Source organism: Nonomuraea sp. NPDC004186 (genome assembly GCF_053603495.1).
Genome location: NZ_JBSGFQ010000064.1, coordinates 57,713 through 79,458 on the forward strand (window position 1 = coordinate 57,713; position 21,746 = coordinate 79,458).

A 21,746-nucleotide genomic window follows, 5' to 3' on the forward strand; every position below is an offset into this window, starting at 1 on the left:
CCTCACCCGCGGACCGCTGTGTACGCCGAGCACCGACTGGCCTACGCGCACGCTGCGATGCGCTCGGCGCTCGAGCCCGGCCCTCGCGTGCTCGGCCTCGGCGCCGGAACCGGCAAGCTGACCACCGCCCTGGTCACGCTGGGCGCCGACGTCGTCGCGGTCGAGCCGACCCGGCGATGCCGGCGATCTGCGCCGCGCGCTGCGGGCCATCCATCCTGTTGTATTCGCCAATTCCCGGCCGGCCGAATTCAGCGCCGGACGCCCATGCGGTGCCGCCACGCGAGGGCGATCCAGGCCGCCAGGGCGACGAGCGCCACGAGGACGATGATGCCGATCTTGAGGGGAGTCCCCATCGCACCTTGGTCGTCCATCACGGTCGCCGGCGCGACGGCCTTGTTCCGCGCGGGCCCCGTCGCCTGGCCCGTCGCCTGGCCCGTCGCCTGGCCCGGTGCGGGGGCGGTCGCCGCCACGGGGGAGGCGGCGACAACGCCCGCCTTCACCTTCACCGTCGCTTTCGCCTTGGAGGGCTCGGTCGCGGTCACGGTGACCCGCCACTCGCCGCCCGGCAGCGGCTCGGCGGAGTGGTAGAGGTTCTGGCCCTCGGGCGCCGACCTGAGCGGGACCGGCCCGAAGGACCGGCCGTCTGCCGAGGTCGCCTTCAGCGTGGCCCGGACGATCTCCGTTACGGGATGGCCGTCCTTTTTGTAGGTGACCAGCACGTTGACGTTGTCGGCGCCGTCTCCCGTCACCTCCAGCTTGATCGGCCCGCCGTGGGCGGAGGCCGCCGGTGCGCCGAGCACCAGCATGAGCCCGGCCAGCAGGACGGTGAGGACGTATGCCGGTGCCTTGTTCACGAGTCGTGACTCCCCTCGGGTTCGGTGTCGGGGGTGAGCGCCCCTTCGCCGGGTGATGTCGGTAGGAACACGTGCCGGTGGCTGTGGCCCGCGTCGATGTGCACGGCGTCGGGAGCGGTGGCTCCGATCGACCAGGTGAAGAGCGCGTCGGCGCGTTGCCGTACGGCCAGATCCATGGCGGCGGCGCGGGCCGCCTGGGTCGGTTGCCTGGGTCGGTTGATGGTCGCCACCTCCTGAGGACGGATGTCGATGACGCTCACGCCTCCTGAGGCGTGCCTTTGCCGTGGAGCATGATCAGCTTCTCGATGCGCTTGCGGCGCCAGGCGGCGACCAGCCGGATGGCGAAGGGGGCGAGGATGAGGAGGACGAGGAGGGAGAGCTGCGGCCACGGCAGGGCCCAGACCGTGGTGTCGATCGCCATCCGCTGGGCGGTGACGCCCGGGATCGGCTGGCCCGCGGGCGAGGGGATCACCGTGACCGTCGTGCCGATGGGACCCAGCGGCCAGGCGCCGGGCACCCGTGCGACGAACGTGCGGCTGCCGCCCGGCATGAGCTCCCTGGCCTTGGCCGCGGACGGGTCACTCCAGTTGTTCTCGCCCACGAACGTGGACGTCAGGACCCGGTTGTCCGCGACCAGCCGGACGTTGCCGGCGTTGGCCACGGTGTAGGTCACCTCGACGGATCCGGCGGCGAAGGGATTCCACGATCCCGTGTACTCGGCTTGCACGTCGGTTACTGCCACCTTGGCCACATAGTCGCCGGTGACGCGGATGTTCAGGCGGACGCCCACCCGGTTCTGGACCCGTACCTGACCGGAGACGGTCTCCAGGGACGCGGTCACACCTGCGGGGTGATCGCCCGGCGTCGCGTTCTGGGGGATCGACACCGTCACCGGCACGACGGAGGTGGCCCCGGCGGCGATGGTCACCTTCTCGGGAACCGCTATCCAGGAGCCGCCGTCGGTCGGTTTCGCGTCCGAGGGCCGCATGTCGAAGTAGCCCTTGGAGGTCAGGTAGCCGTCATTGGCGTCGATCGCGAAGTCGACCGGCTGAGTGGAACGGTTGATGACCGCCACATGCTCGACCACCTGCTGCCCGCCGGCGAGTTCGAGGTCGATGACGCTGCGGCCGTCAGGGCCGTCGGCGTTGGCCGGAACGACCGACCAGGTGGTGTCGGCGTCGGACGGGGTCGCGAACGCGACCGTGGCGACCAGGACGGCGACCAGCAGGGCAACGCCGACGGCGGGTAAGACGGCGAGGCGGGCGAGGGCGTCTCGCGAACGGCTTGTGGTCAACAGAGGTGTCTCCAGTCTCATCGTGGCCGTCCGGGACCTGCGCCAGGCCGGCACAGGTCCCGGACGCCCACAGCGGGCGATGGCGTCCTGCCTCCGGGTTCAGGACTGGTTGAAGAGGGAGAGCGTCAGAGTCGAGTGGTACTCGCCGGCGGCGACGTCGGCGGGAGTGCGCAGCGCGAGGCCGGCGTTGACCTGCCAGGTGCCGATCTCGTCGGCGGAGTTCGCCGTCGACACCAGCAGCTCCTGCCCCTGCAGACCGACGGCGGGCGCTCCCGAGCCGTCCGAGATGACGCTGGAGACGGGCTCACCGGCCTCCACCGCCCCGGAGGAGGAGTCGCTCAGCAGGCGCGGCCGCCAGCCCAGGTACTGCGGGCCGATGGGCGGCGCCGAACCGCTCGTCGCGGTGAACTCGCTGGCCTGGCCGACGACCGCCCAGAAGTCACCGGCCGGGATCTCCTCGGGCCGGCGGCTGTCGGTCACCGTGACCGTCGGCAGGGTGCCGACGAACTGGCGGGCGGCGGCGTTGGAGCCGTCCTCCTGAAGGGCCACGCCGCCGTTGTCGGCGACGGTCATGGACACCTCACCGGGAGTGGTGTTCGGCTCGATCGTCACCGACACGTCGATGCCGTTGTCGGGGTCGTCGTCCGCCACCGCGGGACCGGCCGCGCCGGCGCCGGCGGCGGCGAGCGCGACACCGAGCATCGCCGCGGCGAGCATCTGTGTAGTCCTGTGCATCTTCATGTGTTCGCTCCATTGAGGGGGTGGGGCCGGTCGGCTGCTCGGCCGGCCGGCCCGGGTTCTGCTATCGGGGCTCAGCGGCAGCTGAGCGCCGGGTAGGCGGCGTCGTACGACGAGGGGACCTGCCCGCCGCCGATCGTCGCGGTCCCCTTCACGGTCACCGTGCCCGCGTCGATCTGCCCGGCCCGGCTGTTGAAGGACTGGTACGCCTGCTTGCCCGGGGCCACGTCGGCCACGGTCTTCGAACCGAACGGGGTGGTCAGCGTCACCGTCGCCGGCACGTCCGAGCCGTTGACGGCCGTGACCGCCACGTACGCCGAGGTGCCGATGCAGCGGGACGAGGCGGAGACCGTCAGCTTGACCTGCGGCGCGGACGCCGAGATCGTCAGCGTCAGCGTCTTGGCCTCTTCGACGTTGCCCGCCTTGTCGGCCGAGCGGTACTTCAGCGCGTGCTGCCCGTCGCCGGTCACGGTGACCGGTCCGGTGTAGGCGGTCCAGCCACCGCCGTCGAGCTGGTACTCGGTCTTGTCGACCCCGCTGCCGCCGTCCTCGTCGGCGGCCTTCAGCGTGACCGACACCGGACCGGTGAACATGCCGCCCGCCGGCTGCTCCGGATCGGTCGTCGCCGTCGTCACGGGCGCGGTCTTGTCCTCGTCCGAGCCTGCCTTGGTCAGGTGGAAGTAGTCGAACGTGACCGTCTTCGACGCCGACTGGTTGGTGCCGATGGTGTACACGCCGACCTTCGCGCCGGTGGCCACCGCGGTGTTCTCCACCGTCGCGGAGAGATCCGTCCAGGTCCGGCCGTCGGGGGAGTAGGAGCCGGTGTAGGTGGTGCCCGCCTTCCTCAGCCGCAGCCACCACACGCCGCCGGTGAGGTTGTTCACCTGCGGCTGCGGGTTCTGCACGGTGCCGCTGGCCTCGCTGCGCAGTTCGATGCTCCGCGCCACCGTCGAGCCTGCCGAGTTGGTGGTGAGGAAGTCGAGCTTCACGTAGTCGTCGTCGCCGGTGTACACCATGAGGCCGCCCTGCTGGTACTGCTCGGTGAGCGCCGAGGCGTCCACCTTGGTCTCCAGCGTCCAGTCGCCGCTCGGCGCCGTCTGCAGGATGAAGTTCTTCGGGCCGCTGTTGCCGGTCCCGTAGATGTCACCGGTCGTGGTGTCGAGCTCCAGCTTGCCGTTGCCGACGCGCGCCGCCGTGGCGTCGGGGCGCACGACCGCGTTCCAGCGGCAGGAGTCGAGCGCGGTGCCCTCGAACTCGTCGTCCGGGTCCGGCGCCGTCGCCTTGTCGTCCGGCGTGATGTGGAACCAGTCGAAGGACGCATCCACCACCGGGTGGTTGGCCCCGGCCAGCGAGATCAGGCCGATCTTGGGGTTGGCGATCCCGGCGAGCGGCTTGGTCTGCGGCATCGCGGTGAACGTGGTGCCGTCCGAGGAGTAGTGGGCAGTGATGTTGGTGCCGTCGCTGACGAACCGCACGTACACCGTGTCGGGGTAGGAGTCCCCGAGGTTGGCCGTGTTGCTCTGCGACACCTCGTTCGGGCTGCCGTTCTCCTCCCGGATGAACTGGAAGATACGGCTGGCGTGGTTGGAACCCGAGGTCGACCGCGCCTGCAGCACCATCTTGGCGTAGTTGTCGTCGTCGCCGTAGATGATCAGGCCCGCCTGCTGGTACGCGTCACGCGCGTCCAGCGTGAGCTTGGCGGTGGCGGTCCACGCACCCGATGGCGCCGGCTGCACGACGACGTTCGGCGTGTTGCCGCCCGTGCTGTAGATGTCGGTGGTCGAGGTCGGGATCACGAGCTTGCCGTCCGCGACCTTGAGGTCCTGGTTCTCCCGGATGACCGACCAGCGGTCACGGTCGAGCTGGCTGCCCAGGAAGTTGTCGGAACGGCCGGCGAAGCACACCGTGGCCGCCGCGTCCACCTTGACCGGGACCTGGGCGGTGGCCGAAGCGCCCTTGTCGTCGGTCACGGTCACCACGGCCGTGTAGTTGCCCGGCGCGGTGTAGGTGTAGCTCGCCTCGGCCGTGGTGGGCTCCGGCGCGCCGGTCACCCCGAAGTTCCACTTGTAGGTGATCGGGTCGCCTTCGGGGTCGGTGGCCGTCGCCTTGAAGCCGACCTTCAGCGGGGCGACGCCCGTCGCCGGGGTCGCCGTCGCGGTCACGGCCGGACGCTCGTTGTCCGTGGCGCCCTTGCCGACGAAGTCGACCCAGTTGAAGTTGGCCAGGTAGGCGTTGTCGGCCGCGCTCGCCGGCTTGCGCACGACGAAGTACAGCGGTCCGCTCTCGGCCGGTGGGCCGGTCAGGTCGAGTGTGACGTCGGTGAACGTCTGCCAGCCGCCGGTGGGCGGCACGTCGACCGAGCCGACCAGAGCGCCGGTCTCGGGGTTGCCCGCCCGGACCTGCACGGTTCCGCCGGCTCCGCCCGAGGAGGCCCGGAGCCGGATCGCGGTGACGTTCGACAGGTTCACCGGGTCGAACGACCACCAGTCGCCGTCCTGGACGAACGCGATGTGCTGGTTGCCGCCCTGGGTGTCGGTCGTGGTCTCCGCCTGGACGCCCGCGGCGTCGGTGCCCTTGCCGCCGGCCACCCGGCCGGTCTGCGCGAAGTGCTCGGCCTGCTTGCGCTTGGGCTCCAGGATGATCTGGCCCCGCCCGGTCAGCGGTCCGGCGCCATTGGCGCCCCCGTCGGTGTAGCTGGCCTCGATGGCGTAGAAGAGGTTGTCGTACTCGCCGTGGCCCGCCTGCTGGGTCTGCAGGGTGCCCTCACAGCCCTTGAGCTGGTCGAGCGGGTGGCCGTGGCTGTCGTGGCCGAGGATCGCCTGGATCTTGACCTTGTCGCAGTCGATCGTGCCGTCCTCGGCGTCGGTGACGGTGACCTTGAACTTCACCTGGTCGCCGAACTCGAAGAAGGCGCCGTTCGGCGGAACGTCCACCTTGACGGTGGGACGGGTGTTGCCCGCGCTGATCGACACGCTGGCGGTGGCGGTCTTGCCGTCGGGGGTCTTGACGGTCAGGACCACGCTGTAATCGCCCCCCTTCTCGTAGGTGAAGGTGGGGTTGGGGTCGGTGGAGTCGGTGTCCCCGTCACCGTCGAGGTCCCAGGCGTAGGTGAGCGTCTTGCCCTCCGGGTCCCGGCTGCCCTCGCTGGAGAACGTGACCGCCAGCGGCAGGGGCCCGTTGGTCTTGTCCGCCGTGGCTCGGGCGATCGGCGGTCGGGTGCCCTTGGTGTACTCGATGCGGTAGATGCCGGAGTCGGCGTTGTCGCCGCCGAAGCCGGAGCCCCACTCGATCATGTACAGCGCGCCGTCGGGACCGAACTTCATGTCCATCGGCTTCTTGAACGACAGGGAGCCGAGGATCGGGTTCATCTCGACGACCTTGCTGCCGTTCTCGTCGAGCTGGAACGACCACACCTTGTCGTTGTTCCACTCACCGAAGACGGCCTTGCCGTCCCAGTACGCCGGCCACTTCACGTCCGACTGCAGGTTCGGGTCGGAGCGGTAGACCGGGCCGCCCATCGGCGCGCCACCGCTCAGCTCCGGGAAGTTCTGCGGGTCGGCCGCGTAGTGGTACCAGATCGTCGCCGGGATCACCGGCGGCAGGCTGGTCAGGCCGTCGTTGTTCGGCGAGTCGTTGACCGGCGCGGAACAGTTGAACGGCGACCCCGACTGCTTGGTGGCGAAGTTGTAGTCGACGTACGGGGTGTTGTTGCCGATGCAGTACGGCCAGCCCAAGTTTCCGGGCTTCGTGATGAGGTTCCACTCGACCGTGTTCTGCGGACCCCGGGTGGAGCTCGCCGCGTTCGCGTCGGGACCGTACTCACCGAGCATGATGTTGCCCGTCTTGGGGTCGAGACCCATGCGGAACGGGTTGCGCAGGCCCATGCCGTAGATCTCCGGCTTGGTCTTCGCCGTGCCCGGCGCGAACAGGTTGCCGGACGGGATGGTGTAGGTGCCGTCGGCCTCGGGGTGGATCCGCAGCAGCTTGCCGCTCAGGCTGTTGGTGTTGCCGGCAGTGCGCTGGGAGTCCCAGCTGGCGCGGCCGGACTGCTCGTCGAGCGGCGCGTAGCCGTCGGAGGCGAACGGGTTGGTGTTGTCGCCCGTGCCCAGCCACAGATTGCCGGTCTTGGGGTCCACCACCATGCCGCCGCCGTGGTGGCAGCACTCGGCCCGCTGCACCGGGACGTCGAGGATCTTCTTCTCGCTCGACAGGTCCAGGGTGTCACCGGTGACGGTGAACCTGCTCAGCCGGTCGACGTTCGTCCCGGTGGGCGAGTAGTAGAGATACACCCAGTGGTTCGAGTCGAAGCCGGGGTCGAGCGCCATGCCGAGCAGGCCGCTCTCGTTGGCGGTGAAGACGCTCAGCTTCGCCGCCGTCACCGTGCCGCCGGCCGGCTTGATGATCTTGACCTCGCCGAGCCGGTCGATGTAGAAGACCCGGCCGTCCTTGGCGACGTCCACCATCATCGGGTTCGACGTGTTGTCGTCGAGGGTGACCTTCTCGAAGCTCGAGCTCTGCGAGGCCGAGCAGTCGGCCTTGACCGCGCCGGAGGCGGTCTGGATGCCGCCGAGCAGCAGCTTCAGGAAGTTGGGCTCGCTGTAGTTCTCCTTGAGGTGGCCGAGCCCGGTGTACCACGACCGGCCGCCGTCGAAGTCCTGGCACCACGAGTTCGGGTGGTCGGCGCCCATCGTGGCGCCGGTGTAGGACTTCTCGTCCATCGACGTCAGCACGTGGACCGTGCCACGCGGGTTCGCCTGGTAGTCGTACCATTCGTCGGTACGGGTCCAGGTCGTCGGGAGATCCTTGGTCGCCGGGTGCGCCGGGTCCTCGACCTTGACCGTGGCCTGCTGGATCGCCGGGTGCTGCTTGAAGTACGCCCCGACCAGCTTGCCGTACCAGGCCCAGTTGTAGCCGCTGTCGGCGGCGGCGTGGACGCCCACGAAGCCGCCGCCGCCCTGGATGTAGCGCTGGAAGGCGTCCTTCTGCTCCTGCGTGCCCAGCGGGTCACCGGTCGTGGACATGAAGACCACGGCCTGGTACTGCGCCAGGTTCTGGTCCGTGAACAGGGCGCTGTCCTCGGTCGTGTCGACCGCGAAGTTGTTGTCCTGGCCGAGCTTCTGCACGGCCGCGATGCCCTCGGGGATCGAGTCGTGCCGGAATCCGGTCGTCTTCGAGAAGACGAGCACCTTGAAGGCGGGCTCCGCCGCCGTGGCGGCCTCGGCGCTCGCGGGCGCCGCAAGGGGAATGAGGAAAGGGGCGACGAGGGCTAAGGCCATCGTGGTGGCGGTTCGACGTCTCGGGCGTCGTCCGCCTTCTGGCAGGACCGCGTTGAGCAGCCTCTCTGCCCATGTTCGAGGACGTGGTGACATGGAAAACCCTTCCTGACCGGGGGGACGTCAGGCAAGGCGCGCGCCGCCGCGCTGTTGCCACTTGGGGTGGTAGCGGATAGTGCGGGTTGCTGGAGGGTGCCGTCTCCAGGTCTGTGGGGCCGTCAGTAAGGTGCCGGCCTGCGGAGTGAATCCAAGATCGTCGTCGGATCGTCGATGATGTGGTTGACCACCATGCTCGCGGCGCCCCGGGAGGCGGCGCCGAAGCCGAGCGTGGAGGCGACGAATCGGCACTCGGCGGCGGGAGCGGCCACCACGAGCCGTCGCAGCTGCTCTTGTGCGTGCGGCAGCAGCCACTGGGCCAGTGAGGCGAAGTAGCCGCCGATGACGATCACCCGCGGGTTGAACAGGTTGGCCAGGATCGAGCCGCCGAGCCCGAGCCACTCGCCGACCTGCGCCACCGCCATCGTCATCCGCCGGTCGCCCGAGGCCAGGCCCCTGGCGATGTCGGCCACCCGTTCGCCGGGATCGGGCACCGGCATGCCGGGCAACCCGTACGCCTGTTCGGGCATGGCCGCGCGTACGAGCGCGGCCAGGCCGACCTTGGTCTCCCAGCAGCCGATGCGGCCACAGCCGCATCGGTCGCCGTTGGGGTCGACCCGCAGATGCCCGACCTCGCCGGAGAATCCGTCCGCTCCGCGCAGAAGTTCGCCGCCTGAGATGATGCCGCCGCCCACGCCCACCTCTCCGGTGAGATAGACCAGGTGGGGCGTGCCGGCGGCGACGCCGGAGGTGTATTCGGCCAGGGCGGCGAGGTTCGCGTCGTTGTCCACCCACACCGGCACGCTCCGCGGGCCGAGTATGGAGCTCAGCTGCTCGGCCAGGGGCAGGTCGCGCCAGTGGAGGTTCGGCGCGAGTGTCACGACGCCGCGTGTCACGTCCACGAGCCCGGGGACGGCCACCGCGATGCCGGTCGGGACCGATCCGGCCCGCCGCATCGCCTCCACGGCCTCCTTGGCCACGAGCCCGAGCCGGTGCACGGCGCTGTCCGGGCCGCTGCCCATCGCGTCGTGGACCACCCGGCGCTCGACCAGGCTCCGGCCGCTCAGGTCGGTGCCGTGGACCGCGATGTAGTCGACGTTGATCTCCATGCCCAGGGCGCCGACGTGCGCGCCGTGCAGCGCCACCGCCCGTCTGGGACGCCCGATCGCGCCCACGTGCTCGACACCGACCTCCCGCACCAGCCGCCGTTCCAGGAGTTCGGCCATGAGATTGGAGACGGTGGCCCGGTGCAGCCCGGTCGCCTGCGCGATCTCGGCACGGGACAGGGAGGTGTGCTCGCGCAGCTCGCGCAGCACCAGCGAGAGGTTCGCCCGGCGCAGCGTGGCGGGACCCGTCGGCGCGGCGCCGCCAGGGGAGCGGGAGCGGGACGTTCTGTACGTCACCCGCACCACCTGCCCCTTTGTTTGTCTCCGAGATCAATTAATCAGGGTTGTAACACGGCGATGTCGGACCACGCACCCCTCAAGTCCGTAACGAGTTGGCATCGCTCGCTTCCGTGCACTTCGGCCAGGTTTCTCGCTCTAGTTATCGGAACGTTACGCAAGTTACGAACGATTTAATACTTGTGCCCGCCGGAAGTCGTGCCTTTAATTCGGCTAGCCATCCGAACTAATCGAGGAGGAGCGTGGATCACAGCCGGGCCGACGGCCACGCGACCGACTCGATGAGTCGCGGCGGGTCCGCGGGAGCTCCCGCGGATCAGGCCACCGTGCGCCGTTCCAATCTCGCCCTCGTGCTGCGTCACGTCAGCGCGTGCGGCCCGTGCACCCGATCGGCCGTCGCCGCCGCGACCGGGCTGAACAAGGCGACCGTCACCAGTCTGGTGAGCGAGCTGCAGGCGCGCGGACTGGTCAAGGAGATGGGGCCGCAGCACGCCGGCTCCGTCGGCCGCCCGGGTGTCGCGCTCGCCCTAGACGGCTCCCGGGTCGGCGCCCTCGGCATGGAAGTCAACGTCGACTACATCGCCGCGATCGCCACCGACCTGGCCGGCAGGGTGATCATCGACCGGCGCATCGGTTTCGACGCCATGGGCTCCAGCCCGGAACGCTCGCTGGACGAGCTGGCCCGCATGGCCGAGAGGACCGTCGCCGACCTCGACCGGCTCGGGATCACGCCGGCCGGGATCATCGTGGCCGTCCCCGGCCTGATCGACGCCACCACCGGCACCGTCGTCGTCGCCCCGAACCTCGGCTGGCGCGGGGTGGCGGTGGCGGAGCGGCTGTCCCACGCGAACATCGCCGCGGACATCCCCGTCGCGGTGGACAACGACGCCAACCTCGCCGCCCTGGCCGAGTACACCTCGGGCGTCGCGGCGGGCACCTCCGACCTGGTCTACCTCACAGGCGAGGTGGGCATCGGCGGCGGCGTCATCGCCGGCGGCCGGCTGCTGGGCGGAGCGGACGGATTCGCGGGGGAGGTCGGCCACGTCGTGATCGATCCCTCCGGCGAGTCGTGCCGCTGCGGCCGGGTCGGTTGCTGGGAGACCAAAGTCGGGCTGGCCGCGCTGGTCCGTATGGCCACACCGGACCGCGCGTACGGCACGGGCCCGCAACTCGTCCGTGACCCGGAGGAGCGGCTGGCCGAGATCGAGCACCGACGGGCCGAAGGAGATCCCCGCGTCGACGCCGCCGCCGCGGAGGTGGGCCGGTGGCTCGGAATCGGGGCGGCCATGCTGGTCAACCTCTTCAACCCACGGGTGATCGTGCTGGGCGGGTACTTCGCGCGACTCGCCGACCTGATCATCCCCGCAGCGCAACAGACGCTGGCACTCCTGGGCATGAGCGACGCCGTCGAGCGCTGCCGGTTCGTCGCCTCAGACCTCGGCTTCGGCGCCGCCTCACGCGGAGCGGCCGGAGTCGTCGTCGAACGAGCACTGTCCAACCCCACAAGCATCTCGAGCCGAACGCCTCCAACCATCGGGGTTATCGAGGGAACCCCGATGGCTTGATCGCCACAGTCAGCCTGACCCGCGTGCCGGCACGCGGTCCCGAGCTACCGCCCGCTCCCTGAACCTCCCGTCCGCCTGACCGTCCTGTTCCGCACCGCCTCGGCACATCCCGCCCATCTCGCGTGCCGCGGCCATGGGGCATGCGGCCAGGCGGGCGGAAACCCCTGTGCCCTTTTCCCCGTGCCCTTTCCCCACCCAGAACGTCCCGCCTGCCTGATCGGTCACCCGAAGCCGCACCGGCACCGTTGACGCCGACCTCGGTGCCGTCGCGGCGGTGCCAACCGGCGCCGTCAGGCGGGCGGGGCCATCAGGCGGGCACGGCCACACCGTAACCGAGGGAGGCCCTGTGCCGCGGTCACCGTCCGACTCGTCATCGCTGCTCGTGATGCGAGGAATCGTCAAGCAGTTCCCGGGCGTGCGCGCCTTGGACGACGTGAACCTTGAGGTCAGAGCCGGAGAGGTGCACTGCCTGCTCGGCCAGAACGGCGCCGGGAAGTCCACGCTCATCAAGATCCTGTCCGGTGCCCACGAACCCGACGAGGGTGAGGTGCTGCTCGACGGCTCGCCCGTACGGCTGGCGCCGCCGACCGCGGCGATGGGCCACGGAATCGCCACCATCTACCAGGAACTCGATCTGGTGGACGGGTTGAGCGTGACAGAGAACATCTTCCTCGGCCACGAGATGGCGACCTTCGGGTTCTCCCGCCGGGCCGAGGCCGACCGGGCGACGGCCGAGCTGCTCAAGCGGCTGGGGCACGGCGAGATCCGCCCCCGCACCGAGGTGGGCTCGCTGTCACCGGCGCACAAGCAGATCGTCAGCATGGCCAGGGCGCTGTCGCACTCGGCCCGGGTGATCATCATGGACGAGCCGTCGGCCGCGCTGGACCACGACGAGGTCGGCAACCTGTTCCGGGTGATCCGTGACCTCACCTCCCAGGGCGTGGCGGTGATCTACATCTCCCACCGGCTGGAGGAGATCCGCGAGATCGGCGACCGGGTCACCGTGCTCAAGGACGGGCGCACGGTCGCGGTGGGGCTGGCGGCCAAGGACACCGCGACCTCGAAGATCGTGGCGCTGATGACCGGCCGCAACGTCGAGTACGTCTTCCCGCCCCGGCCGGGCAGGGGAGCCCATGAGGGCCGGCCCGAGGTGCTGCGGGTGGAGAACCTGACGCTGCCCGGCCGGTTCGCGGACGTGTCGTTCAGCATCAGGATCGGCGAGATCGTCGGACTGGCGGGCCTGGTCGGCTCCGGCCGCAGCGAGATCATCGAGGCGATCTACGGCGCGCGGCGGGCCGGTGGCCGGGTCGTGCTCGACGGGCGGACGGTGCGGCCGGGCAGCACGACCCGCGCGGTGCGGATGGGCATGGGCCTGGCCCCCGAGGAGCGCAAGGCGCAGGCGTTGCTGCTGGACCACCCCGTCGCGCAGAACATCACGCTGGCGAGCCTGAGCCGCTACACCAGGCCGCGGTGGCTGGGCTGGCTCGACCGCCGGACCGAGTTCGCCGAGGCCGAACGGCTGTCGCAGGCGCTGGACATCCGTCCGCCCGATCCGCGCCGGCCGATCAGGACCTTGTCGGGCGGCAACCAGCAGAAGGCGGTGCTGGGACGCTGGCTGGCCGAGGACCGCAAGCTGCTGCTGCTGGACGAGCCCACGCGTGGGGTGGACGTCGGTGCCCGGGCCGAGCTGTACGCGCTGGTCCGCAAGCTGGCCGACGACGGCATCGGTGTGCTGCTGGTGTCCAGCGAGGTGCCCGAGGTGCTGGGCCTGGCCGACCGCGTGCTGGTCATCCGCGAGGGCCGGATCGTCCATGAGGCGCCGGCCGAGGACCTGGACGAGCACCGGGTGCTCGACCTGGTGATGGTCTCCGCAGGACAGAGGCCCGGATCCGATGTGGCAAATCCTCCCACCGAAGGAGCATCGCATGACTGAGGTTGATCGGGCCGCGCCGACAGGTCCGCGGTTGAAGGCGGCGGGACCGGGCGGGCCGTTCGGCCGGCTGGGTGAGGTCCGGCATCTGGGGCTGGTCGCGGCGTTGACACTGCTGGCGATCGTGGGATTGGTGACGAGGCCGGAGAACTTCGCCACCTCCTCCAACTTGGTGAGCATCCTGGCGCTGGCCTCGACCATCGGGGTGATCACTGTTGGCATGACGTTCGTGATCATCGGTGGTGGCATCGATCTGTCGGTGGGCGCGCTGATGGCGTTGGCGTCGGTATGGGCGACCACGCTGGCGACCCAGTCCTACGGGCCGGTCGTGATGATCGTGTGCGCGGTGCTGGTGGGCACCGGCGCGGGCCTGCTGAACGGGATCTTGATCGCCTACGGCCGGATGGTGCCGTTCATCGCGACGCTGGCGATGATGGTGGCCGGGCGCGGCCTGGCGCAGCGGATGTCCAACCAGCGCACACAGCTCGTGCAGCAGGACAACTCGATGATCGTGAGCCTGTCGACCACGCGGGTGCTCGGGCTGCCGCTGCTGGTGTACGTGTTCGCGCTGGTGGTGCTGTTCGGCTGGCTGGTGCTCAACCGCACGACGTTCGGCCGGCGCACCTACGCGGTCGGCGGCAACCCCGAGGCCGCCCGCCTGGCCGGCATCGACGTGCGCAAGCACACGCTGCTGTTGTACGCCTTGTCGGGGTTGTGCTGCGGGATCGCCGCGGTGCTGATCATGGCCAGGACCACGACCGGATCGTCCACACACGGCGACCTGTACGAGCTGGACGCGATCGCCGCAGTGATCATCGGCGGGACGCTGCTGAGCGGCGGCCGGGGCACGATCATCGGATCGATCCTCGGTCTGCTGATCTTCACTGTGATCACCAACCTGTTCATCCTGAACGGCCTGAACACCGCCGACCAGCTCATCGCCAAGGGCGCGATCATCGTCGCCGCCGTGCTGCTGCAGCGGCGAAGCCTCAAAACACACACCTGACACCAGGGCCGGATCGCAAGCCTTCCGGCTTCAGCAAGGAGACAAGACATGGACAAGAACGTCGCCCGGCGCGGCTTCCTCTTCAGCGGCGCCGCCCTTGGCGCGGGTGCCCTCATCAGCGCCTGCACCAGCAACGAGCCGGTCGCCACCCAGCAGGCGAGCGCGCCCGCCGCCGCTCCCGCGGCCAAGGACGGCAACGACGCCCCTGGCGACAAGGTCGTCATCGGCTTCTCGGCCCCGGCCGCCGACCACGGCTGGATCGCCGCCATCAGCAAGAACGCGGCGGACGCGGCCAAGCAGTACACCGACGTCGAATTCAAGCCGGTCGAGCCGACCAACGACATCAACCAGCAGATCTCGGCGGTGGAGTCGCTGATCCAGGCGAAGGTCAACGTGCTGGTGATCCTGCCGAACGACGGCCAGCAGCTCAACCAGGTCGCCCGGCAGGCCATGGACGCGGGCATCCCGGTGGTCAACGTGGACCGCGTCTTCCCGGACAAGCTGTCGTACCGGGCCTGGATCGGAGGGGACAACTACGGCATGGGTGTGGCCGCCGGACACCACATCGGCAAGACGCTGAAGGACAAGGGCGTCTCCAACCCGGTCATCCTGGAGATCCAGGGCATCGCCACGCTGCCGCTGACCCAGGACCGCAGCAAGGGCTTCGCCGACGCGCTGAAGACGTACGGCTTCAAGGTGACCGCGCAACAGGACGCCAAGTTCACGGTGGAGTCCGGAACGCAGGTGGCCGCCAACCTGCTCCAGGCGCACAAGAAGATCGACGCGATCTGGAACCACGACGACGACCAGGGCATCGGCGTGCTGGCGGCGATCAAGGAGGCCGGTCGCAACGAGTTCTTCATGGTCGGCGGCGCGGGCTCGGCCAACGCGATGCGTGACATCCAGGCCGACAGCGGCGTGCTGAAGGCCACCGTCACCTATCCCCCCACCATGGCCGCCTCGGCGATCAAGATCGCCCGGCTGATCGCCCAGGGCAAGGGCATGAGCGACCTGCTGGAGCAGCAGGTGCCGCAGTCGATCACCCTGGCTTCGGAGACCATCACTAAGGACAACGCCGCCCAGTACCTGCCCCTCGGGTTCGAGTCATGAGGCCTGTCATCGGGATCGGCATGGTCGGCTACGCGTTCATGGGCCGTACCCACTCCCAGGCGTGGCGCAGCGTGGACGCGTTCTTCGACCTGCCGTTCAGACCCTCGATGGTGGCCGTGGCCGGCAGATCCGCCGAGGCGACCGCGCAGGCCGCCGAGAAGCTGGGGTGGGCCGGCGCGGAGCCTGACTGGAAGCGCCTCCTCGACCGCGACGACGTGCAGATCGTCGACATCTGCACGCCCGGCGACTCGCACGCCGAGATCGCCGTCGCGGCGCTGGCGGCAGGCAAGCACGTGATCTGCGAGAAACCGCTCGCCAACACCGTCGCCGAGGCCGAGGCCATGGCCGCGGTGGCGAAGGAGGCGGCGGCGCGCGGCGTGCGCAGCATGGTCGCCTTCAACTACCGCCGCGTGCCCGCCGTCGCGCTGGCCCGGCGGTTCGTCGAAGAGGGCATGCTCGGCGCGATCCGGCACGTACGGGCGCAGTACCTGCAGGACTGGATCGTCGACCCCGAGTTTCCCCTGGTCTGGCGGCTCCAGAAGGACAAGGCCGGCTCCGGGGCCCTCGGCGACATCGGCGCTCACATCATCGACGTCGCCGAGTTCATCACCGGTGAGCGGCTGACCGGGGTGGCGGCGCTGACCGAGACCTTTGTCAAGGAGCGTCCCCTGGCGGCCAGTTCGGCCGGGCTCTCGGCCGGCGGCGGCACCGGGAGGGGCGCGGTCACCGTGGACGACGCGGCGCTGTTCATCGGACGGCTCAGCGGCGGCGGGCTGGCCTCCTTCGAGGCCACCCGCTTCGCGACCGGGCGTAAGAACGCGCTGCGCATCGAGATCAACGGCGCCCTGGGCAGCCTGGCCTTCGACTTCGAGTCGATGAACGACCTGTGGTTCCACGACCACACCATCGACAGCGCCGAGCACGGATTCCGGCGGGTGCTGGTCACCGAGCCGGACCACCCGTACGCCGGGGCATGGTGGCCGCCGGGCCACGGCCTCGGGTACGAGCACACCTTCGTCCACGAGACGAAGGACTTCCTGGAGGCGATCGCCGCCGGCACCGACCCCACACCGTCCTTCGAGGACGGCCTGCGGGTGCAGCGGGTGCTGGCGGCCGTCGAGCAGAGCGCGGCTGAGGACAGCCGCTTCATCACTGTGGAGGGTTCATGACGAGGCCGGTCACGTTGTTCACCGGGCAGTGGGCGGACCTGCCGTTCGAGGAGGTCTGCCGGCTGGCGTCGGAGTGGGGTTACGACGGCCTGGAGATCGCCTGCTGGGGCGACCACTTCGAGGTCGACAAGGCCCTCGCGGACGACTCCTACATCGAACGCAAGAAGGAGACCCTGGCCAAGTACAACCTCGGTGTGTGGACGATCTCCAACCACCTGGTCGGCCAGGCGGTCTGCGACCACCCCATCGACGAGCGCCACAAGGGCATCCTGCCCGCCCGCATCTGGGGCGACGGCGAACCCGAAGGCGTTCGGCGGCGCGCCGCCGAAGAGATCAAGAACACCGCCCGCGCGGCGGCCGCGCTCGGCGTGACGACCGTCGTCGGCTTCACCGGGTCGTCAATCTGGCACACGCTGGCGATGTTCCCGCCGGTGCCCCCGTCGATGATCGAGGCGGGGTACGCCGACTTCGCCGACCGGTGGAACCCGATCCTCGACGTCTTCGACGAGGTCGGGGTGCGCTTCGCCCATGAGGTGCACCCGAGCGAGATCGCCTACGATTACCACACCACGGTGCGGACGCTGGAGGCCATCGGGCACCGGCCGGCCTTCGGGCTGAACTGGGACCCCTCGCACATGGTGTGGCAGGACCTGGACCCGGCGAACTTCATCCTCGACTTCGCCGACCGGATCTACCACGTGGACTGCAAGGACGCCCGGGTGGCCACCCGCGACGGCCGGCGCGGCCGTCTGGCCTCCCACCTGGCGTGGGCCGACCCCCGGCGTGGCTGGGACTTCGTGTCCACAGGCCGAGGCGACGTGCCGTGGGAGGCGTGCTTCCGCGCGCTCAACCACATCGGCTACGACGGCCCGATCTCCATCGAGTGGGAGGACGCGGGCATGGACCGGCTGCACGGCGCGCCGGAATCCCTCGCCTACATCCGCTCGCTCAACGCCATCACCCCACCGGCCGCCGCTTTCGACGCCGCCTTCTCCTCCGAATGACCCACCAGGCCGGGCGGCGGCCGCACAGTGGCCGCCGCCCACCGTCCCGGTGAACGATCGAGCGAGGAGACAGATGAGAACCGGAGTATGGCTGGTCGGAAGAGGAGAGCTGGTCCAGGGCGAACAGGGGGCCGGCCGACTTCGAGGCGATGGAGGCGACGATCTCGGCGTATGCGACCGGGGGCGACGCAGGAGACGGCGTGCACGACGGGGATGGTGGCCTGGCCGCCGCAGGTGACCAGGTTGAGGTTGCCCGCGCCGAGGTGGGCGTCGAGGTTGACCGGGAGGACGACGAACGGGCCGATCGGGGGCGATGAGGGTTTTGCCGTACGGCTCCAGCCTGGCGGCGTCGGCGAGGTAGGCCTTGGCGGAGGTGGCGTCGAAGACGATGTCGATGTCGGCGAAGCCGTCCATGGCGATCAGGCCGTCCACGCCGTCGTGGGTGGTGGGCACCTTGAGGCGGCGGGCGACCGACGCGACCGTCTGGACGCCCACCGCGAACTCCTGGAACGCGTTGCGGCTTCCTGGCCGGACGACGCCCCCTACATGGCCGAGGAGGTACGGCGGATCCTGGCGGGTGAGGACGACTGACCTGGGCAAGGCTCCTCAACGCCTGTGCTCTCCGAGCGTCTGACCGGGGTGAGGTGAGTCAGAGTCGGGCCGCGGTCCAGCAGTCCGGCGCGCCAGGCTTCCCACATCCCACCATGGCGTCGAGGATCTTGCCCAGGTCGGACGTCCTCGCGTTGCCGGGGTCGTTGGACTCCTGGTTCGGATCCGCCACCGTGTCGTAGTACTCGGGCTCCGCCTCGCCCTCGTACTCCACGTACAGCTCTCCGGCAGTGCGCACCGCCGCGTAGCTGGGCGGCTGTGAGTTCCCCGCCTCGAGCGGCTCGGCATCGGGGTCCGGCTCGCCCGGCGCGGCCGGGTTGGGCTTGACGTGCTCGATCAGTGCCGTCTTCCGCCAGTCCTTCACCTTGTGGCCCTGGATGAGCGGCAGCAGGCTGCGCCCGTCGCGGCTGTCACGGGTGGCCGCGCCGACCCCGGCCATGTCGAGGAAGGTCGCGAACAGGTCGACGTTCTGGGCGATGGCACTGCTCACCAGGTCGCCGTGCCGTCCCGCCGCAGGCCGTTTGACCAGCAGCGGCACCCGGACGTCGTGGTCGTAGGCGGTGGACTTGCCGCGTACGAGGCGGTGCTGGCCGAGATGGAAGCCGTTGTCGCTGGTGAACACCACGTACGTGTTGCGCTTCTCGGCGTCCGTCAGCGTGGAAAGGACACGCGCCACCATGTCGTCCACCGACTGCACCATGCGGATCCGGTCGCGGAAGTCCCTGCGCAGCTCCTTGACCAGCGCGGGGGCGAGCGGAGCGCGGCGTACCCACGAGGGCTTGTCGGCGGTGTCCTCGTTGAACGCCGGCAACGTGCTCACGTCGATGTCGTTGCAATCGGGCCCGCCGCAGTCGCCGTGCGGGAACTCCCCGGCCGGGAACTGGGTCTTCGGCCGGTCGCGGCGGGCGGGTGGGAAGCGCGGCTCCTTGTCGCCGGGCTTGGCGCCGATCCTGGAGTGCGGCGCGAACGGCGAGACCTGGAGGAAGAACGGCCGGTCCGGGGCGCGCTCGCGGGAGCGCTCGATGAAGTCCGTGGCCCGCTTGGCGAGCTCGTCCACCAGGTAAGTGCCGTCGGAGGTGTCCAGGCCGGGAGCCTCCCCCTTGACGTAGCGGGTGAGCTGGTACTTGAACTCGCTGTAACCGCCGCCGGCCGCCACATGCCACTCGTCCCAGCCGGGCGGGACGTGGTAATCGGCGTCCACCGGATACTCGTTGATGTACTTGCCGAGGTAGCCGGTGCGGTATCCGGCCTGTTCCAGCGAGACGGCGTAGGTCCTGGGCTCGTGCGGTGCGAACGCCTTGTAGCCACCGCGATCGGAGTTCTTGTTCGTGGCCACGCCGGTATTGTGCGGGAACTGGCCGGTGAACATCGAGGCGCGTGACGGGCAGCACAGCGAGTTGGACACGTAGTAGTTGCTGAACGTCGTGCCGTCGTCGGCCAGGCCGCGCACGGTGTCCATGTACGCGAGCAGGTCGGCGGACATGTCGTCGACGAGGAAGAAGATGATGTTCGGCCGCTGGGGCTTGGCGACCGTCACCGTCCCCGCGCTTGCTTGCGAAACCAGGCTCAGGCTGAGAACAAGCGCGGTGGCCACCGCTAAAGCTCTGCGGATATGTCGGGATACGGCCATGACCGCCTTCTTTACAATTGTCCGACGATGAGGGTGGGATGCAGGCTAATAGCGCTCAATACGGCGATCAACCGATTGATCCTTAAGGCTTCCTGGCAAAGCGCGCCGAATGCGCGTCACGGCCGGCCTCACTGCCGTCGGACGGGTGTGAGCGGGGTCAGGTCGGCGCGGGTACGGCCCGGGCCTCCGCCCGCTCGATGCGCGCCTTGACGTCGCGGAAGTGCAGCCGCATCGCCTCCCGTGCGGCCTCGGCGTCCCGAGCGCGAAGCGCCGCCACGATCCGGCGGTGGTTGACCGCGATCTCGGCGCTCCGCTCCTCCGGCGGGCCGAGCGTCGGCTCGACCTCGTGGTAGACGTCCCAGAACAGGCCGATCAGCTGCAGCACCAGCTCGTTGCCGCACGAGTCGTACAGCAGCGCGTGGAACGCCCGATCGGCTTCCCGGTCCCGATCCATGCCATTGGCCAGGGCCTCCAACGCGGCGAGCCGGGGGGCGCTGGTGCTCCGAGCCACCTGGCCGATCAGCCCGGTCTCGAGCAGCTCGCGGACCTCGACCAGATCGTGCAGCGCGCGGATCCCACCCGGCCCCGAACGCACCCGGAAGGCGAACGACGGAGTCAGCGCGTCGAGCGACGCGTGCCCGACGAACGTCCCATGTCCGTGCCGGATCTCGACGATGCCCAACGCCTGCAGCGCCCGCACGGCCTCGCGGACGCTGTTGCGGCTCGCCCCGAGCAGCTCCATCAACTGCACTTCGGTCGGCATCGGCGACCCGGGGGCCAGTCCGCGCTCGTGGATCAGGGCGACGATACGCTCCTGAAGTGACGCATCGTCACGTGTACGCATGCCACCCCCAGGCTCGTCGAAGGCCTTGCGTCAAACATCCCGCCTCTTGGTCCCGGAAGGCCAGCCCGGTAGGGGAAAGTTTACGCCGACGACACAGATGACCCCCCGGGCGGACATGGCCTGTTCGCGCGCTCATCACGGGACATAGGATGTTCTACGTGTACCGAACGGATGGCGGGGTGCCGTGGAGACGTTGACGCCGGGGTCGCTCGGCGGCACCTGGGGCACGGTCCTGCTGCCCATCCGGGACGACGAGTCGATCGACTGGACACGCCTTGAGGCGGCGCTGGACGTGCTCGTCGCCGCGGGGCTTGACGGCCTGTACGCGCACGGCACCGCGGGCGAGTTCCACGCGCTCGGTGAGGATGAGTACGACCGCGTCAACGCGCTGATGGCCGAGCGGTGCGAACGGCACGGGCTCCCGTTCCAGATCGGCGCCGGCCACATGAGCGCGCAGACCTGCCTGGCCAGAGTGGCCCGCGCGCGAGTGCTCCGGCCCGGTGCGATCCAGGTGACGCTGCCGGACTGGTTGCCGCTGTCGCGCGGCGAGGTGGTGCGCTTCCTGGCCCGCGTCGCGGCCGCCGCCGACCCGGTGCCGCTCGTGCTGTACAACCCGCCGCACGCCAAGACGCAGGTGCCGGCCGACCTGTACCCGGTGATCCGCCGCGAGGTTCCCGCGGTCATCGGGATCAAGGTGGCAGGCGGCGACGCGGGGTGGTACGCGGAGATGCGGCGCCACGCGGCCGGCCTTGCCGTCTTCGTCGCCGGCCACGACCTGGCGACCGGACGGCGGCACGGCGCCGCCGGCTCCTACTCGAACATCGCCGCCCTCAGCCCGGCCGGCGCCATGGCATGGCAGCGGATGATGGTCGCGCGACCCGATGCCGCGCTCGACGTGGAACGACGGATCCACGAGTTCTTCGCCGCGCATGTCCAGCCGCTCCGGCACAGCGGGTACGCCAACCCCGCGCTGGACAAGTTCCTGGCCCACCTCGGCGGCTGGGCCGACATCGGCACTCGAGTCCGGTGGCCGTACGAGTCGGTCGACGCCTCGCTCGCCGTACGGCTCAGGCCACTGGCCCGGGCACAACTGCCCGAGCTCTTCCCCGGCGATTAACACAGGACGTAGGACGTCCTTCGCCGTCAAGGTTCGGCGATGGCGCCCGCCGGTGGGTACCGCGCTCGGTCCCCACGGTGTGAACATCATGGACTTCGTCAAGC

General features: G+C 69.8%; 16 protein-coding genes. 8 read left to right on the forward strand and 8 right to left on the reverse strand.

Annotation, left to right across the window (positions count from 1 at the left end; genetic code table 11):
• Positions 1 to 248 precede the first annotated feature (248 nt).
• From ACWEPL_RS39955 to ACWEPL_RS39980, 6 genes are all read right to left on the reverse strand, one after another.
• Positions 249 to 854: a hypothetical protein gene (locus ACWEPL_RS39955; protein ID WP_452439224.1), complete on the reverse strand. Its 606-nt coding sequence runs from the start codon at positions 852 to 854 to the stop codon at positions 249 to 251.
• Entirely contained in the window at positions 851 to 1,114 is a 264-nt protein-coding gene (locus ACWEPL_RS39960) for a hypothetical protein (protein ID WP_452439225.1), read from the reverse strand. Before ACWEPL_RS39960 ends, ACWEPL_RS39955 begins: the two co-directional genes overlap by 4 nt.
• Positions 1,111 to 2,148 (reverse strand): COG1470 family protein, encoded by a 1,038-nt coding sequence (locus ACWEPL_RS39965; RefSeq protein WP_452439226.1) that lies wholly within the window; start codon positions 2,146 to 2,148, stop codon positions 1,111 to 1,113. Before ACWEPL_RS39965 ends, ACWEPL_RS39960 begins: the two co-directional genes overlap by 4 nt.
• Before the next feature lie 99 nt (positions 2,149 to 2,247).
• The gene (locus ACWEPL_RS39970) at positions 2,248 to 2,889 is read right to left on the reverse strand and encodes a hypothetical protein (RefSeq protein WP_363984244.1); all 642 of its coding nucleotides are present in this window, start codon (positions 2,887 to 2,889) and stop codon (positions 2,248 to 2,250) included.
• 71 nt (positions 2,890 to 2,960) lie between these two features.
• A complete protein-coding gene (locus ACWEPL_RS39975) occupies positions 2,961 to 8,162 on the reverse strand; it encodes a ThuA domain-containing protein (RefSeq protein WP_452439227.1) in 5,202 nt (1,733 codons plus the stop codon).
• A 215-nt stretch (positions 8,163 to 8,377) separates the two neighbouring features.
• Positions 8,378 to 9,658: an ROK family protein gene (locus tag ACWEPL_RS39980; protein WP_452439228.1), complete on the reverse strand. Its 1,281-nt coding sequence runs from the start codon at positions 9,656 to 9,658 to the stop codon at positions 8,378 to 8,380.
• Positions 9,659 to 9,900: 242 nt separating this feature from the next.
• Here ACWEPL_RS39980 and ACWEPL_RS39985 point away from each other — a divergent pair, with 242 nt between their 5' ends.
• From ACWEPL_RS39985 to ACWEPL_RS40015, 7 genes are all read left to right on the forward strand, one after another.
• Positions 9,901 to 11,223, forward strand: coding sequence for an ROK family transcriptional regulator (locus ACWEPL_RS39985; RefSeq protein ID WP_363984238.1), 1,323 nt, complete (start codon positions 9,901 to 9,903; stop codon positions 11,221 to 11,223).
• 346 nt (positions 11,224 to 11,569) lie between these two features.
• Positions 11,570 to 13,156, forward strand: coding sequence for a sugar ABC transporter ATP-binding protein (locus ACWEPL_RS39990; RefSeq protein WP_452439229.1), 1,587 nt, complete (start codon positions 11,570 to 11,572; stop codon positions 13,154 to 13,156).
• Complete coding sequence (locus ACWEPL_RS39995) at positions 13,149 to 14,159, forward strand: ABC transporter permease (protein WP_363984234.1); 1,011 nt, start codon at positions 13,149 to 13,151, stop codon at positions 14,157 to 14,159. The genes ACWEPL_RS39990 and ACWEPL_RS39995 overlap by 8 nt, the downstream gene beginning before the upstream one ends.
• A gap of 48 nt (positions 14,160 to 14,207) precedes the next feature.
• On the forward strand, positions 14,208 to 15,269 hold the full coding sequence (locus tag ACWEPL_RS40000; RefSeq protein WP_355205669.1) for an ABC transporter substrate-binding protein: 1,062 nt from the start codon (positions 14,208 to 14,210) through the stop codon (positions 15,267 to 15,269).
• The gene (locus tag ACWEPL_RS40005; protein WP_452439230.1) at positions 15,266 to 16,438 is read left to right on the forward strand and encodes a Gfo/Idh/MocA family protein; all 1,173 of its coding nucleotides are present in this window, start codon (positions 15,266 to 15,268) and stop codon (positions 16,436 to 16,438) included. The genes ACWEPL_RS40000 and ACWEPL_RS40005 overlap by 4 nt, the downstream gene beginning before the upstream one ends.
• The gene (locus tag ACWEPL_RS40010; RefSeq protein WP_363984230.1) at positions 16,435 to 17,442 is read left to right on the forward strand and encodes a sugar phosphate isomerase/epimerase family protein; all 1,008 of its coding nucleotides are present in this window, start codon (positions 16,435 to 16,437) and stop codon (positions 17,440 to 17,442) included. Before ACWEPL_RS40005 ends, ACWEPL_RS40010 begins: the two co-directional genes overlap by 4 nt.
• A gap of 243 nt (positions 17,443 to 17,685) precedes the next feature.
• The gene (locus ACWEPL_RS40015; protein ID WP_452439231.1) at positions 17,686 to 18,033 is read left to right on the forward strand and encodes a hypothetical protein; all 348 of its coding nucleotides are present in this window, start codon (positions 17,686 to 17,688) and stop codon (positions 18,031 to 18,033) included.
• A 58-nt stretch (positions 18,034 to 18,091) separates the two neighbouring features.
• Here the strand turns inward: ACWEPL_RS40015 and ACWEPL_RS40020 are convergent, their stop codons facing one another.
• Positions 18,092 to 19,588 carry a sulfatase family protein gene (locus tag ACWEPL_RS40020; RefSeq protein WP_452439232.1) on the reverse strand — a complete coding sequence of 499 codons (1,497 nt, stop codon included), beginning with the start codon at positions 19,586 to 19,588 and terminating at the stop codon, positions 18,092 to 18,094.
• A 250-nt stretch (positions 19,589 to 19,838) separates the two neighbouring features.
• A complete protein-coding gene (locus tag ACWEPL_RS40025; protein WP_363984222.1) occupies positions 19,839 to 20,525 on the reverse strand; it encodes a FadR/GntR family transcriptional regulator in 687 nt (228 codons plus the stop codon).
• 184 nt (positions 20,526 to 20,709) lie between these two features.
• Here ACWEPL_RS40025 and ACWEPL_RS40030 point away from each other — a divergent pair, with 184 nt between their 5' ends.
• The gene (locus tag ACWEPL_RS40030; RefSeq protein ID WP_452439233.1) at positions 20,710 to 21,642 is read left to right on the forward strand and encodes a dihydrodipicolinate synthase family protein; all 933 of its coding nucleotides are present in this window, start codon (positions 20,710 to 20,712) and stop codon (positions 21,640 to 21,642) included.
• Positions 21,643 to 21,746: the final 104 nt, after the last annotated feature.